Source organism: Streptomyces sp. NPDC060232 (assembly GCF_042726555.1).
Classification (GTDB): domain Bacteria; phylum Actinomycetota; class Actinomycetes; order Streptomycetales; family Streptomycetaceae; genus Streptomyces.
Map to the genome: position 1 here is coordinate 64,587 of NZ_JBHXAG010000009.1, position 15,263 is coordinate 79,849.

Here is a 15,263-nt window from a genome sequence, read left to right on the forward strand (position 1 = left end):
TCGCACGTTCCCGCCCCGCCCGCCCTCGTAGGCTGGCCCGGTGAGCACACATGTCACCGCGCCCGCAGCGGACTTCGAGGAACACCGGCCCCGGATGTTCGGCATCGCCTACCGCATGCTCGGCTCCGCCGCGGAGGCCGAGGACATCGTGCAGGACGCCTACCTGCGCTGGGACTCGGCGGACCGTGCCGCCATCGAGCACCCGGGGGCCTGGCTCGCCAAGGTCGTCACCAACCTCTGCCTCAACAGCCTCACCTCGGCGCGCGCCCGGCGCGAACAGTACGTCGGCCCCTGGCTCCCGGAGCCCGTCCTCACCGGGGACGGCGCCCTGGGCCCGCTGGAGTCGGCGGAGCAGCGCGACAGCGTGTCCATGGCCCTGCTCCTGCTGCTGGAGCAGCTCACCCCCGTCGAGCGCGCGGTGTACGTACTGCGCGAGGCCTTCGCCTACAGCCACCGGGAGATCTCCACCCTCCTGGACCTCACCGAGGCCAACTGCCGCCAGCTCTACCGGCGCGCGGCGGCCCGGGTGGCCGCCGACCGGGCGGCCACGCCGGAGAAGCGGTTCTCCGCCGACCCCGAGCGGTGGCAGGGGCTCCTGGAGAGCTTCCTGACCGCCGCCCGAAGCGGGGACCTCGCCCGCCTGGAGGGCGTGCTGGCGGCCGACGTGCGGTACGTGTCCGACGGCGGCGGCGTGGTCAACGCGGCGCGGCGGCCGATCCTGGGACGGGACAAGGTGGCCCGGTTCACGATGGGCGCCATGGCGAAGTACGTGGCCGGGGTGCCGGTCAGCGTCGCGGAGGTCAACGGGACGCCCGCAGTGCTCTTCGGCGAGGTGGCGGTCCTGCTGGTGGAATTCGAGAATGGGCTGGTCAGCGGCATCAGCGCGGTGGTCAACCCGGAGAAGCTGGAATTCCTCCGGCGGCAGCTGTCACATTCCTGAAGGCTGTCCGGTCCCAGCTGGTGAACACACCCCACCGCCAGCGAAGGACGGACACCATGAGCACCATCGTCGTCACCGGAGGCACCGGCACCCTCGGCTCGCTCGTCACCGAGCGGCTGAGGGCGGCGGGCCACGAGGTCCGTGTGCTGAGCCGGCACGCCCCGGACCATCCCGTGGACCTCCGGGACGGCGCCGGGCTGGACGCCGCGCTGGCGGGCGCGGAGGTGATCGTGCACTGCGCGAGCGACGCGCGCGGGGCCGGCAAGGGCGACGAGGTGGCCGCCAGGAACCTGATCGAGGCCGCCCGGCGGGCCGGGACCGTCCGGAACGTCGTCTACATCTCGATCGTCGGGGTGGACGTGGTCCCGCTCGGCTACTACAAGCGCAAACTCCGGGTGGAGCGGCTGCTGGAGGCGTCCGGGCTGGGCGTGACGATCCTGCGCACGACGCAGTTCCATGACCTCGTGGCGATGCTGACGGACGCGGCGGCGAAACTGCCCGTCGTGCCGATCCCGAAGGGCGTACGGGTGCAGCCGATCGCCGTCGGCGAGGTCGCGGCCCGCATGGCGGAGCTGGCGGTCCCGACCCCGTCGGGCCGGGTCCCGGACATGGGCGGCCCGGAGATCCACACCCTGCCCGACCTGGCCCGCACCTACCTGTCGGCAACGGGCCGCGCCCGCCGCGTCCTCCCGGTCCCCCTGGCGGGCAAGGCTTACGCGGGCTTCAGACGAGGCGGCAACCTGACCCCGGCCCACGCGGTCGGCAAGGAAACGTTCGCCCAGTTCGCGGCGGGACGGGGACGGTAGGGGCGGGGGGGGAGAGGCGGGATCCAAAGCGTGAGGGGGGTGGACTGTACGGGGTGGTGTGGGGGCGGTGTTTCGGCGGGGCGGCATCAGGGATGTCTTGGGGGTTTCCCGTCAGTCCCATCGTCTCTCCGGTTCGGGCCGGTCCCTCAAGGGCGCTCCTTCGTCGCGTCGCTTCGCGATGTCGCTGCGCTCCACCCTTGACCGACCGTCCCGCCCCGGAAATCCGAAAGACTGCCGGGAACCCCCCGAAGGAACGGGCCGGGGGACCAAGACACCATCGGGGCCTCAAAGGGGCCCGGGCGGAGCCCGGAGCGCCTCCAATCGCTACGCGCTCCTGTCCAGTGGCGTCCGCAGGCCTCTTGGGCCGGACATAGGCCGCCATCGACCGCTACGCGCTCCTCCGAGACCGCGTCCGCCCCTTGTTCGGGGCTGGGAGGGGCGCATTCGAGGGGCGGAGGGGTGATCCATCGGCTGAGCCGATGCCAACCCCCATCAAGACCACGGTGACATCCCAACCTCCCACCCAAACAGGGGCAATTGAGGCAATCTGGCGGCCTTCTGAGGTGCACACCCACCCACACCTGAATGGACATTGCCTCAGCCGTCATCTGACGCTCTTCCTCCCCCACACCACCCTCTGACGCCGTCCACGAGAAGCAATCAGCGCATCTGCGGCTTATGACCAGCCCCAGACGGATCGCAGTCGTGTGAGGGAGAAGCGCGTAGCGATGTGAGGCGGCCTACGTCCAGCCCAAGAGACCTGCGGGCGCCGTCAGGCAGGAGCGCGTAGCGATGTGAGGCGGCCTACGTCCAGCCCAAGAGACCTGCGGACGCCGTCGGGCAGGAGCGCGTAGCGATGTGGGGCGCTCCGGGCTCCCGCCCGGGCCTGGCACCGCCCCGATTGGTCTCTTGACGCCCGGCCCGTTCCTCTGGGGGCTTCCCGGCAGTCTTTCGGATTTCCGGGGCGGGACGGTCGGTCAAGGGTGGAGCGCAGCGACATCGCGAAGCGACGCGACGAAGGAGCGCCCTTGAGGGACCGGCCCGAACCGGAGAGACGATGGGACTGACGGGAAGCCCCCAAGACATCCCTGATGCCGCCCCGCACAGACCCCGCCCCCACACCACCGCCGCCCGCGAATATTCCGGGCCCTGCAACGCCCTGCTCGATACGCTGCCACGCCATGATCAGTTGAGAGAGGTGGCGTGGTCAGCCAATACTTCGACCTGGGCGACGAAACCCTGTGGAACCCTTCCCATGGCGCCTCGCGCATGTTCCAGCGCCACGTGGCGGTCTTCGAGGCGGAGCTCGAACTGCCCTCCGGCATCGGGCCGATGGAGAACGACGAGTGCCAGATCGACCCGGTCGCACTCGAGACCTTCGTCAACGCTCTGTTGGCGCGGCACCGAAGGACGAGCCACGCCATCATCCTCGCGCTCTCCGAAGGCTTCACCGCGACCGTGCTGGTTCTCGCGGAGCGCGCCGGCATCAGGCTGAACTGGGCACGACTCGGGGCCACCCCGGAAGCGCCCTTCGAAGACGTGCAGGTTTCCGTGGGCACGGGGTGGTCGGTCGCTGCGGACGGCGGAGCCTGGGGTGCGGGACTGCGCGAGATGGCGCGGGATCTGGGAGGGCGCATGCCCCGCTGACCGATCACGGTCAGGGGCGCAGCGGCCCCCGCCCTCACCCTCCGAACAACACCCCCTGGGCCGCTTCGCGGGCGGCGAGGCGGGCGCCCGCCAGGACGGCCGGGTCGCCGAGGGTGGTGGCGCGGATCTCCGTCGGGACGGGGGTCAGCTCGGCCAGGCGGTGGGAGACGCGGGCGGCCAGGGCGGGGCCGCCGGCGCGGCCGAGTTCTCCGGCCAGGACGACGCACCCGGGGTCGAGGAGGGCCGCGGCGGCCGCCGCGCCCAGGGCGAGGCGTTCGGCGAGGGCTTCGAGGAACGGCTCGCCCGCGGCTCCCGTGACGGCCTGTTCGGCGGGGCCCGTGAAGCCGTGTTCGCGTGCCAGCGCGGTGACGGCGTCGCCGCCGACCAGGGCGTGGAACCCGCCCGCGCAGCCGGCGGCCGAGGGCAGCCCGCCGGTGCCGGGCACCGGGAGGAAGCCGATCTCGCCCGCGCCGCCGGAGGCGCCGCGGCGCAGCCGGCCGTCCAGGACGACGGCCGCGCCCACGCCGGCGCCGAGCCACAGCAGGACGAAGGAGTCCAGGTCGCGGGCGACGCCCAGGCGCTGCTCGGCGAGGGCGGCCAGGTTGGTCTCGTTCTCGACGACCACGACGGCGGGCAGGGTCCGCTGCAGTGCCGTGACCAGGTCCCGGTGCCAGGCGGGGAGGCCGATGGTGTCCCGGAGTTCGCCGGTGGCGGGGGTGACCAGGCCGGGGGCGCCGACGACGACGGTGTGCAGTGCGGCGGCGCCGGCCTCGTGGGCGGTGCGCAGCAGGGCCGCGACCGCGTCCTCGGGTGCGCCGACGGGGAGGGCGGCTTCGGCGAGGGGGTGGCCGAGCAGGTCGGTGACGACGGCGGTGACCCGGTCGGTGCGGACGTCGAGGGCGGCCAGGTAGGCACGGCCGGCGACGATTCCGTAGAGCTTGGCGTTGGGGCCGCGGCGCTGTTCGCCGGATTCGCCGACGACTTCGATCAGGCCGGCTTCGGTGAGCCGGTCGACGAGGTCGGCGACGGAGGGGCGGGAGAGGCCGGTCAGGGTCTTGAGCTGGGTTGCGGTCAGCGGTCCGGAGTCCTGGAGGAGTTGCAGGGCGAGGCGGTCGTTGATGGCCCGGGCCGTGCTGGGTGAGGCGGGGGACGGTACCGGGGTGGTCGCTGGAGTCACGGCGCCCATCCTAGGGAGTCGGGGCCATTATCTATCAGGCAGGGTCCCTGATAGTTTAAGCCTCATGACCGGGGACACCGACCTCAGCCCGGCGCGCCTGCGCCATGCCCGCTTCGCCATCGCCGCCGTCTTCTGCGCCCACGGCGCCGTCACCGGCTCCTTCGCCACGCGTATCCCCTGGATCCAGGACCACGCCCAGCTCGGCGCGGGCACCCTGGGGCTCGCGCTCGCCTTCCCCGCCCTGGGCGCGGCGCTGGCGATGCCGCTGGCCGGGCGGATCAACCACCGCTTCGGCGCACGGACCGCGCTGCGCGGGCTGCTGGCGATGTGGACCCTCTCACTGATCCTGCCGAGCCTCGCCCCGAACCTGCCCGTCCTGTGCCTCGCGCTCCTCGCCTACGGGGCCACCGCGGGCATGTCGGACGTGGCGATGAACGCGCTGGGCGTGGAGACCGAGACCCGGCTGGGCCGCTCGATCATGTCCTCCCTGCACGGCATGTGGAGCGTGGGCGCCCTGCTGGGGTCGGCCGCCGGCACGGTCGCCGCGCACACCGGGACCGATGCCCGGCTGCACCACCTGGTCGCCGCGCTCGTCCTGACCGCGGGCGGGCTGGTCGCCGTACAGGGCGTGCTGGACCTGCGCAGCGACGAGGGGGCGGAGGCGCCGCCGCACTTCGCGCTGCCGCCCAGGTCCGCGCTGCTGATCGGCGCGATCGGGTTCTGCGCCGTGTTCGCCGAGGGCGCGAGCCTGGACTGGTCGGCGGTCTACCTGCGGGACGTCCTGCACACGGACGCGGGCCTGGCGGCCGCCTCCACCACCGCCTTCGCGCTGACCATGGCCGTGGCCCGGCTCGTCGGCGACCGGGTGGTGGACCGCTTCGGGCCGGTGCGCACGGTCCGCGCGGGCGGCGTCCTGGCGACCGCGGGCGGTCTGCTCGTGGTCGGCGTCCAGCACCCGGCCGGGGCGCTGGCCGGCTTCGGGCTGATCGGCCTCGGCATCGCGGTGGTGGTCCCGCTGGCCTTCGCCGCGGCGGGGCGCAGCGGCCCGGCTCCGGCGCAGGCGATCGCCGGTGTCGCGACGATCACGTACACCTCGGGGCTGATCGCGCCGTCGGCGATCGGCGCGGTGGCGGACGCCACCTCGCTGGTGGTGTCGTTCGGGCTGGTGACGGTGCTGGCGTTCGCGCTGGTGGTGGGTGCCGCGGTACTGCGCCCGAAGTCCCCGGTGGGGCAGTCTGGGGGCGGGTTCGCCGGGAAGTCCGGTTCGGCTGATCGGGACGAACCTGCCGATATCCGGCCGTAATATGTCGACTGGCCGCAGCGGCACCCCGTGCGCTGCGGCCTCGATGTGTGCGCGGCCGCGGCCGTACTCGTCCGGAGAGCCGGGAGAACCGGGAAAGAGGAGTGGAACATGGGCCTCGGCGTGGGCTGGACCCTGCACGGAGACGGGCGGACCCCCGCCCCCGGCGCGGTGGTCCGGCCGGATGAGCGGCTGTCGTGGCCGCGGACCGCCGGGCTGGGTGCCCAGCACGTCGTGGCGATGTTCGGCGCGAGTTTCGTCGCGCCGGTCCTGATGGGCCTGGATCCGAACCTGGCCATCATGATGTCCGGCATCGCGACGGTGATCTTCCTGCTCGCGACGCGCGGCCGGGTGCCCTCGTACCTGGGCTGCTCGCTGTCCTTCGTCGGTGTCGCGGCGGCGATCCGGGCGTCGGGCGGGGACAGCGCGGTCGTCACGGGTGCGGTGTTCGTCGTCGGCGTGGCGCTGTTCCTGGCCGGTCTGGCGGTGCGGCACTTCGGGGCCCGCATCATCCACACGGCGATGCCGCCGATCGTGACGGGCGCGGTGGTGATGCTGATCGGCTTCAACCTGGCGCCGGTGACGGCGTCGACGTACTGGCCGCAGGATCAGTGGACGGCGCTGCTGACCATGCTGTTCACCGGGTTCGCCGTGGTCTGCCTGCGCGGTTTCTGGTCGCGCATCGCGATCTTCCTGGGGCTGGTCTTCGGGTACGCGCTCTCCTGGCTCTCCGACCTGCTGTTCGGGAAGATCCACTCGACGGTGGGCGGGGAGGCGGCCGTGGACCACTGGCGCCTGGACCTCTCCGCGGTCGCGAAGGCCGACTGGGTCGGGCTGCCGTCCTTCCACGGGCCGTCCTTCGAGTGGTCGGCGATCCTGATCGCCCTGCCCGTGGTGATCGCGCTGATCGCCGAGAACGCGGGCCACATCAAGGCCGTCGGTGAGATGACCGGCGACCCCCTCGACGACCAGCTGGGCACGGCCATCGCGGCGGACGGCGCCGCGTCGATGCTGTCCACGGCGGTCGGCGGCCCGCCCAACACCACCTACTCCGAGAACATCGGCGTCATGGCGGCCACCCGCGTCTACTCCACGGCGGCCTACTGGGCGGCGGCGGGCTTCGCGCTGCTCTTCGGCCTGTGCCCCAAGTTCGGCGCGGTCGTCGCCGCGATCCCGGGCGGCGTCCTCGGCGGCATCACCGTCATCCTGTACGGCATGATCGGCCTGCTCGGCGCCCAGATCTGGATCAACGGCCGGGTGGACCTGCGCAATCCGCTGAACCTGGTGCCGGCCGCGGCGGGCATCATCATCGGCGTAGGCGGTGTGAAGCTGCAGATCACCGACAGCTTCGAGCTGGGCGGCATCGCGCTGGGCACGATCGTGGTGATCGGCGGCTACCACGCGCTGCGGCGCTTCGCCCCCGCGCACCTGAAGCCGCAGGAGCCCCTGCTCGACGCGGGCACGTCCGCCTACGACGACGGCGGGGAGGCGCAGGACAAGCCCCGTTGACGCCGGTTTCGCCCGAACCGGGGAAGCATACGGCCAAGTTCCCCGGATCGGCGCCTGCGCCTGCGACTCTGCCTCCCATGGAAGCGGTGCTGGCGCGGATGCGCGCCCTGGAGGAGCGGCTCCCGGCGCAGGACGGTGTCGCCGTCTTCAACCGGGTCTACCTGACGGTGACGGAGACCCTGCACCACCGGATCGCCCACGGGGGCTTCCCCGTGCCCCGGCGGGCGGCGACCCTCAGCGTGCGGTTCGCGGAGCGGTACCTGACGGCGGTGGAGGCGGACCGGGCCCCGGCCTGCTGGCGCCCGCTGCTGCAGTACCGCCGCCATCCCGGGATCCGGCCGCTCCAGCACGCCCTGGCCGGGATCAACGCGCACATCGGCCACGACCTGGCGCTCGCGGTGGTCGCCACCTGCGGTGAACTCGACTGCGAACCGCGGGCCCTGGAGTCGGACTTCGACCGGGTCGGCGACACGCTGGTCTCGCTGGAGGAGCACATCCGGGAGGACCTGATGCCGGGCCCGGACCTGCTGGAGATCGCCGACCCGCTGACCCACCTGGTCGGCTCGTGGAGCCTTGAGCGGGCCCGCGCCGGGGCCTGGTCGGCGGCCCGGCTGCTGTGGACGCTGCGCCGGGCGCCGGACCTGGCCGAGGAGTTCACCGACTCCCTGGACGCGGGCGTGGGCCTGGTCGGCCGCTGCCTGCTGACCCCGCGGGGCTGAGGCGCCGTCCGGCCCGGCCCGGCGCGGGCCGCCGGCCGGCCTGCGGATAGGTTCCGGCCATGACGACACTTCTCCTCGACGGCGGGCCGGTCGCCCCGGACGCCCCGGTCAGCCGGACCGGTGGCGTGCCGCTGGGCCCCGCCGGGATGGTCTGGCCCGTGTGCCGCGCATGCGCGGGACCGCTCCAGTTCCTCGCCCAGATCGTGCTCGACGCGGGCGTACTGGCCCTGTTCATGTGCGCGCACCGGCCCGGAGCATGCGAGCAGTGGAGCCCCTCCGCGGGCGGGAACCTGGCTCTGCTGCTGCCCGCCGGTGACCTGGTGCCCGTACCGGTGCCGCGCGGTGCGGATCCGGAGGTGCTGGGGCTGGGCGCCGTACGGGCGGCCGTGCCCGCCGGGGCCGCGGCAGAAGGGCGGGCGGTGCTGGGTTCGATCGGCGGGAAGCCCGAGTGGCTCCAGTACGACGAGACCCCCGAGTGCCCTTCGTGCGCACGGCCGATGGGGTTCGCGGCGGGCCTGGAAGAGGGACCGGACCCCGTCACGGCCATGAACTTCGGGTCCGGGCAGGCGTACGCCCACGTGTGCGGCGGGTGCGGCCGGGCGGCGCTGCTGTGGCAGTGCTGAGCGGGCCGGGCGCCCCGGGGACGGGGAGGCGGGTATGAGAACGGGCCGCCGGCCCGCGTGCTGACGGCGCGGGGCGGCGGCCCGTGATCGGGAGGCCCCCGGTCTGGGGGCCGGGAGGGTCAGTCCTCCGGGAGTTCGACCGGGGCGATCTCGTCGTAGACGTCGCCCGGGCCGGGGTTGGTGGAGTCGGTGGAACCGCCGAGGTGGTGCATGACGCCCCACACGGCGTTGAGGGCGGTCTGGACCGCGCCCTCGGCCCAGCCGGCCGTCCAGGAGATGTCGTCGCCCGCGAGGAAGATGCCGCGCTTGTCCTCGGGGAGGCGGTCCTGCATGAAGTGGGTGAACAGGCGTCGCTGGTAGCGGTAGTGGCCGGGGAGGTTGGCCTTGAACGCGCCCATGAAGTAGGGCTCGTCCTCCCAGGAGACGGTGACCGGGTTGCCGATGATGTGGCGGCGGATGTCGACCTTGGGGTAGATCTCGCCGAGGGACTTCAGCATGACCTCCATCCGCTCGTTCGCGGACAGCGGCAGCCACTTGAGGCTGTCGTCGCACCAGGTGTACGAGAGGCAGATGACGGCGGGCTTGTCCGGGCCGTTGTCGAGCAGGTAGGTGCCTCGGGTCATGCGGTCGGTCAGCGTCATCGACATGACGTCGCGGCCGGTCTCCTCGTCCTTGTCCAGCCAGAACGGCCGGTCGACGGGGACGAACAGCTTGGACGACTCCATGTAGTGGGTGCGCTCGATCGCCGTCCAGTGGTCGATCGGGAACAGCGTGTCGTCGCACTCGATCTTCGACAGGAGCATCCAGGACTGCGCCGTGAAGATCGCGGCGCGGTAGGTGCGGATGTCGCCGGAGGCGTCGGTGACGGTGATGCGGTTGCCGGCGGTGCGGTGCAGGCGGGTCACGGCGGGGCGCGGGGCGCCGTCGTGGAGGGTGGACAGGGAGGTGCCCTGGGCCCAGTGGACGATCTTCTCGGGCTCGCGCTCCCACAGGCGCAGCGGCAGCTGCTGGGAGCCGCCGACGATGCCGCGGTGGTGGTCGTCGGCCTCGGTGTAGACGACGCGCAGGATCTCCAGGATGGAGTTCGGGAAGTCGGTGTCCCAGCCGCCGGTGCCGAAGCCGACCTGGCCGAAGATCTCGCGCTTGCGGAAGGACTTGAAGGCCTCCGACTTGCAGAGGAAGCCGTAGAAGGTCTCGTCGTCGAACTTCTCGACGAGCTTGGCCCAGATCTCGCGGATGCGCGGGACGTCCCGCTCGCGCATCGCGGTGTTCATGTCGGAGAAGTCGGCGCCCTCGTCGAGGCAGGCGTTCCAGGCCTCGGCGACGTCGCGGTAGATCTGCGGGAGGTCGGCGATGGTCTCGGCGTAGTGCGTCTCGCCCTTGAGGTCGACGACCGTGGAGGGGGTGGCCTCGGCGAGCGGGTTCGGGAAGGGCTCGGTGACCAGGCCGACGAGGTCGATGTAGTGCTGCAGGGCCGTCGAGGAGGGCGGGAAGCGCATGGCGCCCATCTCGGCGGTGAGGCCCTCGGTCTCGGCGCCCTCGAAGCCGACGGTGCGCAGGCGGCCGCCGATCTGGTCGGCCTCGTAGACGACGGGCTTGAGGCCCATCTTCATGAGCTCGTAGGCGGAGATGATGCCGGAGAGACCGCCGCCGATGACGGCGACCTCGGTGCCGAACTCGGTCGCGGGTATCTGGCCGAGGCCCGCCGGGTGGGCGAGGAAGTCGTCGTAGGCGTACGGGAAGTCCGGACCGAACATGGTGATCGGCGGCTGTCCGTCGCTGTGCGGGACGGCGGTGGTGGGCACCGTGGACGTCATGGGGTACGACTCCTTGCGGGCAGGGCTCGGGGGTGGAGCGGCGGGGGTGGGGAGGGGTGCTGGTGCGGGTCAGACGAGCGAGGCGTAGAGCCCGGGCCGGCGGTCGCGCAGGTAGGGGTTGTTCTCGCGCGAGACGCTGAGCAGCTCGGGGTCGACCTCGCCGAGCACCATTTCCTCGCCGCGGCCGGCGCGGGTGCGGGTGGTGCCGTCGGGGCTCGCCAGGCAGCTCAGGCCGACGAACTCGAACTCGCCCTCGGGGCCGGTGCGGTTGACGTACGCGACGTACATCTGGTTCTCGAAGGCCCGGACGGGGACGAGGTGCTCGGCGACGAACTGGAAGGGGTGCATCTGGGCGGTCGGCACCAGGAGGAGGTCGGTGCCGGCGAGCGCGTGGGCGCGGACGTTCTCGGGGAACTCCACGTCGTAGCAGATCATGATGCCGATGCGGAGGCCGCCGAGCTCGGCCTGGACGACGGGGGTGTCGCCGGGGGTGAAGGCGTCCTGCTCGAAGCAGCCGAAGAGGTGGGTCTTGCGGTAGTTCGCGAGGGAGGCGCCGTCGGGGCCGATGAGCTGGGCGGAGTTGTAGACCGTCTCGCCGTCGCGCTCGGGGTAGCCGTAGAGGACCGCGAGTCCGTGGCGCCGGGCGATGTCGCCGATGGCCCGGGCGGAGTCGCCGTCGTGGGTCTCGGCGAGCCCGGGTACGGCGGCGAGGTCGAGGGCGTAGCCGGTCAGGAACATCTCCGAGGTGACCAGCAGCCCGGCCCCCGCCTGTGCGGCGCGCTCGGCGGCCTCGTCGAGCGCCTTGAGGTTCTCGGCGACGTCGCCGAGGACTCCGGAGCTCTGGAGGAGGGCGGTGCGCAGCGTGGGCATGGGCGTACCTCTGTGGCAGGAGGGGCGGGTGCGGTCCTATAGACGGTACGTTTCGCCCTCCCGGCGCAACAAGGCGCCGATGTTGCGCGCTGGTGTGCGATTCGTTGCGCGTTACGGGGCCCTGACGGCGATTCGTTGCGCGCCGCGCCGGGGAGACGGGCCGGTCGGCGGTCGGGAGCTGCCAGTAGGCGGCGAAGCCCCAGGTGGAGCGCGGTCTGCGCGGCCGGCCGGGCGGTGTGTTCGGCCTACGCCGGGGCGCCCGAGGTGAAGCGGCGCAGGAGCGGGGACAGGACGAGGACGGACTTCGTGCGTTCGACGAAGGGCTCGCCGGCGATGCGCTCCAGGACCCGCTCGAAGTGGCGCATGTCGGAGGCGAAGATCTGGACGAGGGCGTCCGCGTCGCCGGTGACGGTCGACGCGGACACCACCTCGGGGTACCGCTCCAGTCCTCGCCGGATGTCGTCCGGCGAGGTGTTGTGGCGACAGTAGATCTCGATGAAGCCCTCGGTCTCCCAGCCCATGGCGGCCGGATCGACGCGGACGGTGAAGCCGGTGATGGCGCCTTCGGCGCGCAGCCGGTCCACGCGCCGCTTGACGGCGGGGGCGGAGAGCCCGACCTCGGAGCCGATGTCCGCATAGGAGCGGCGGGCGTCCTCGGCGAGGGCGTGCACGATGCGTTCGTCGAGATCGTTCAGTCGCACGGGGGGTGAATCACTTCTGTTCAGCGACCTCCGCGGCCGGGGCGGCCACGGCGGCCACGGTGGCCAGGCTGGAGCGGCGCATGCCGTAGAAGAAGTAGATCACGAGCCCGACCGCCATCCAGCCACCGAACACCATCCAGGTGGCCATCGGCAGCTTGATCATGAGGTACGCGCAGAAGAGGAAGCCCAGGATCGGGGTGACCGGGAAGAGGGCGACCTTGAAGGTGCGGTTCATGTCGGGCCGGGTGTAGCGCAGGATGACGACGGCCACGTTGACCAGGCCGAAGGCGAAGAGCGTGCCGATGCTGGTGGCGTTGGCCAGCTCACCCAGCGGGATGAACGCGGCGAGCAGTCCGCAGAAGAGGCAGACGATGATCGTGTTGACCTTCGGCGTGCCGGTCTTCTCGTCGACCTTGGCGAAGGCCTTGGGCATCAGGCCGTCGCGGGACATGGCGAAGAGGATGCGGGTCTGGCCGTAGAGCACGGCGAAGACGACGCTGGCGATGGCGACGACCGCGCCGGCGGCCAGGATGACGCTCCAGAAGGAGTGGCCGGTGACGTTCTCCATGATCTGGGCCAGGGCGGCCTCGCTGCCCTCGAACTCCTGCCACGGCATGGCGCCGACGGCGACCAGGGCGACGAGGCAGTAGATCGCCGTGACGATCAGCAGCGACAGCATGATCGCGCGGGGCAGGTCCTTCTTCGGGTTCTTGGCTTCCTCGCCGGCGGTGGAGGCCGCGTCGAAGCCGATGTAGGAGAAGAAGAGCATGGAGGCGGCGACGCTGATGGCCGTGAAGCCGAGCGGGGCCAGCGGGGTGTAGTTGCCGGCCTTGATGCCCATGAAGCCGATGACGATGAAGAGCACCAGCGTCACGATCTTGACGGCGACCATGATCGTGTTGATCCGGGCGCTCTCCTTGGCTCCGCGGAGCAGGAAGACCATGCACAGGAGCACCACGACGAGGGCCGGGAGGTTGATGTAGCCGCCCTCGCCCAGCGGGGCGGAGAAGCCCTCGGGGATCGTGAGGCCGAGCGTACCGTCGAGCAGCTCGTTGAGGTACTGGCCCCAGCCGACGGCGACGGCCGCGACCGAGACGCCGTACTCCAGGACCAGGCACCAGCCGCAGACCCAGGCTATGAGCTCGCCCATGGTGGCGTAGGCGTAGGAGTACGAGGAGCCCGAGACCGGGATGGAGCCCGCGAGCTCGGCGTAGGAGAGCGCCGAGAACAGCGCGGTCAGGCCCGCGACGATGAAGGCGATGAAGACGGCCGGGCCGGCGATCGGGGTGGCTTCGCCGAGGACGACGAAGATGCCGGTGCCCAGGGTCGCGCCGATGCTGATCATGGTCAGCTGCCACATCGTGAGCGAACGCTTCAGCGCGCCGCCCTCACCCTGGCCGCCTTCGGCGACCAGCCGCTCGACCGGCTTGCGGCGGAGCAGCGGGTTGACGGGCCTACGGGCCTCGGAGGCGAGCGGTGGCGCCTGGCCGTGGTCGAGCACGAGGGGACTCCTTGTCACTGCGGATCGACAGAGGTCGGGGATGAGGCGTCGACCGCGACGGTCCGGAGCAGGACAGGGCCCGACGAGGGAAGGGCCTGGCATGGGGGACCGCCGAGCAGGCGATCCGCGCCACTCCACGTACAGCGAGTGAGCCTACGAGCTGAGTGATACCGCCCGTAATGGACCATCCTTGCACATTGACGCACGATCGTTGCGCGGATCGGTCACGGACAGTTGTTTGTTGCGTAGGGATGATCGATCGCTGCGCAGGCCGCCGAAAACCCCCATTCTTGACACCTCGTCAGATCTGCCGCAGTGTGCCGCCCTGGATCCGGCCGCGGCCCCCGCGGGAACCGGGCGGGGGCCGGCGGTGGAATCCGGGTCCGCGCGGGGTACGGGTGAACGCGGTGGCACCGGCGGTGACGGGGCAGGCGCCCGGGTGGACGGCGGGGCCGGCGCGGAGTCCCCTGTCCGACGATCGGAGGCGAAGGATGAGCGCACCGGTGCACGACGAGGGCAGACCCGGTCCGTGGCAGGACGCGGAGCGGTACGGGGTTCCGGGCGCACGGCAGAAAGCGCGGCAGGGAGGGGGGCGCGGAGCGGGACAGGATGCCTGGCAGGATCCGCAGCCCTTCCTGCGCGGCGTCGCCTGGCTGGACAAGGGCCGGCCGGTGCGTGCCGACCCGGCGGACACGATGCGGCTGCCCTGGGACACCGGCGAGCGGGCCACCCTGCCCATCGGGGTCCGGCTGGAGTTCACCACCGAGACCGCCCGGGCCGTCGAGATCCGCTACCGGGCCACCGTGCCCGGCCCCACGGACGCCCTGCGCGACCTCGCGCACGGCTTCGCCCTGTGGGACCGCCACGGGGTGGTCGGCGAGGTGTTCACCGAACCGGCCGCGGAGGCCGTCGTACGCATCGGACTCGGTGCCGGCGACGGCCCCTTCCACGGCCCGTTCACCCTTCACCCTCCCGAGAACCAGTCCCCGCTCGTCCTCGGCCTGCGCGGCATCGGCGGCCCCCTCTCCCCCGCACCGCCCGCGCCGCGCTGGGTGGTGCACGGCGACTCCATCACCGAGGGCTGGTGGTCCACCCGCCCCGCCCACGGCTGGCCCGCCGTCGCGGGCCGCGCCCTCGGCTGGGACACCGTCAACCTCGGCTACGCGGGCGCCGCACGCGGCGAACTGGCCACCGCCGAACAGCTCGCGGGCCTGCCCGCGGACATCCTCACCCTCGCGTTCGGCACCAACTGCTGGTCCCGAGTGCCCTTCTCGGCACCGCTGCTGTACGAGACCACGCGCGCCTTCCTCGAACTGGTCCGCCAGGGGCACCCGCGGACCCCCCTGCTGCTGGTCTCCCCCGTCCTGCGGCCCGACGCCGAACGCACCCCGAACAAGCTCGGCGCCACCCTGGGCGCCCTGCGCGATGCGATGGAGCGCGCCGCCCGGGACCGGATCGCCGCCGGCGACGACCGGCTCGCCGTCCTCCCGGGCCGTGAGCTGCTGGGACCCGAGCACCTCGCGGACGGGCTGCACCCCAACGACTCCGGACACCAGGTGCTCGGCCTCGCTGTGGCCACGGCCCTGCGGCGCGCCGGGTTCGGCGCGGGGTGAGTGAAACAGCCCACACCGGACGCGGTGAACAGATCCCGCC

Annotated in this window: 13 protein-coding genes; 8 read left to right on the top strand and 5 right to left on the bottom strand. The window is 72.2% G+C overall.

Going from position 1 to position 15,263, the window contains the following annotated elements:
- The first annotated feature begins 40 nt into the window (after nucleotides 1–40).
- The 3 genes from ACFWFZ_RS15270 to ACFWFZ_RS15280 all read left to right on the top strand — a co-directional run bounded on the left by ACFWFZ_RS15270 (nucleotide 41) and on the right by ACFWFZ_RS15280 (nucleotide 3,393).
- A complete protein-coding gene (locus tag ACFWFZ_RS15270; protein WP_387122162.1) occupies nucleotides 41–940 on the top strand; it encodes an RNA polymerase sigma-70 factor in 900 nt (299 codons plus the stop codon).
- A 56-nt stretch (nucleotides 941–996) separates the two neighbouring features.
- On the top strand, nucleotides 997–1,746 hold the full coding sequence (locus ACFWFZ_RS15275; protein ID WP_387122165.1) for an SDR family oxidoreductase: 750 nt from the start codon (nucleotides 997–999) through the stop codon (nucleotides 1,744–1,746).
- Nucleotides 1,747–2,949: 1,203 nt separating this feature from the next.
- The gene (locus tag ACFWFZ_RS15280) at nucleotides 2,950–3,393 is read left to right on the top strand and encodes a DUF6086 family protein (RefSeq protein WP_387122168.1); all 444 of its coding nucleotides are present in this window, start codon (nucleotides 2,950–2,952) and stop codon (nucleotides 3,391–3,393) included.
- Between the two features lie 34 nt (nucleotides 3,394–3,427).
- Here the strand turns inward: ACFWFZ_RS15280 and ACFWFZ_RS15285 are convergent, their stop codons facing one another.
- Entirely contained in the window at nucleotides 3,428–4,570 is a 1,143-nt protein-coding gene (locus ACFWFZ_RS15285) for an ROK family protein (protein WP_387122171.1), read from the bottom strand.
- A 64-nt stretch (nucleotides 4,571–4,634) separates the two neighbouring features.
- Here ACFWFZ_RS15285 and ACFWFZ_RS15290 point away from each other — a divergent pair, with 64 nt between their 5' ends.
- The 4 genes from ACFWFZ_RS15290 to ACFWFZ_RS15305 all read left to right on the top strand — a co-directional run bounded on the left by ACFWFZ_RS15290 (nucleotide 4,635) and on the right by ACFWFZ_RS15305 (nucleotide 8,721).
- Nucleotides 4,635–5,873 (top strand): MFS transporter, encoded by a 1,239-nt coding sequence (locus ACFWFZ_RS15290; RefSeq protein WP_387122174.1) that lies wholly within the window; start codon nucleotides 4,635–4,637, stop codon nucleotides 5,871–5,873.
- Between the two features lie 108 nt (nucleotides 5,874–5,981).
- Nucleotides 5,982–7,379, top strand: coding sequence for a uracil-xanthine permease family protein (locus tag ACFWFZ_RS15295; protein WP_387122177.1), 1,398 nt, complete (start codon nucleotides 5,982–5,984; stop codon nucleotides 7,377–7,379).
- A gap of 77 nt (nucleotides 7,380–7,456) precedes the next feature.
- Nucleotides 7,457–8,098: a DUF5995 family protein gene (locus tag ACFWFZ_RS15300; RefSeq protein WP_387122180.1), complete on the top strand. Its 642-nt coding sequence runs from the start codon at nucleotides 7,457–7,459 to the stop codon at nucleotides 8,096–8,098.
- Between the two features lie 59 nt (nucleotides 8,099–8,157).
- Entirely contained in the window at nucleotides 8,158–8,721 is a 564-nt protein-coding gene (locus ACFWFZ_RS15305) for a hypothetical protein (protein WP_387122183.1), read from the top strand.
- 119 nt (nucleotides 8,722–8,840) lie between these two features.
- Here ACFWFZ_RS15305 and ACFWFZ_RS15310 read toward each other — a convergent pair whose 3' ends face one another.
- From ACFWFZ_RS15310 to ACFWFZ_RS15325, 4 genes are all read right to left on the bottom strand, one after another.
- Nucleotides 8,841–10,538 (bottom strand): flavin monoamine oxidase family protein, encoded by a 1,698-nt coding sequence (locus ACFWFZ_RS15310; RefSeq protein ID WP_387122186.1) that lies wholly within the window; start codon nucleotides 10,536–10,538, stop codon nucleotides 8,841–8,843.
- A 69-nt stretch (nucleotides 10,539–10,607) separates the two neighbouring features.
- A complete protein-coding gene (locus ACFWFZ_RS15315; protein WP_387122189.1) occupies nucleotides 10,608–11,408 on the bottom strand; it encodes a carbon-nitrogen hydrolase family protein in 801 nt (266 codons plus the stop codon).
- A gap of 245 nt (nucleotides 11,409–11,653) precedes the next feature.
- Nucleotides 11,654–12,109 (bottom strand): Lrp/AsnC family transcriptional regulator, encoded by a 456-nt coding sequence (locus tag ACFWFZ_RS15320; RefSeq protein WP_030027017.1) that lies wholly within the window; start codon nucleotides 12,107–12,109, stop codon nucleotides 11,654–11,656.
- Between the two features lie 10 nt (nucleotides 12,110–12,119).
- On the bottom strand, nucleotides 12,120–13,610 hold the full coding sequence (locus tag ACFWFZ_RS15325) for an amino acid permease (protein WP_387122192.1): 1,491 nt from the start codon (nucleotides 13,608–13,610) through the stop codon (nucleotides 12,120–12,122).
- A 491-nt stretch (nucleotides 13,611–14,101) separates the two neighbouring features.
- Between ACFWFZ_RS15325 and ACFWFZ_RS15330 the strand changes: the two genes are divergently transcribed.
- Complete coding sequence (locus tag ACFWFZ_RS15330) at nucleotides 14,102–15,223, top strand: GDSL-type esterase/lipase family protein (protein ID WP_387122195.1); 1,122 nt, start codon at nucleotides 14,102–14,104, stop codon at nucleotides 15,221–15,223.
- Nucleotides 15,224–15,263: the final 40 nt, after the last annotated feature.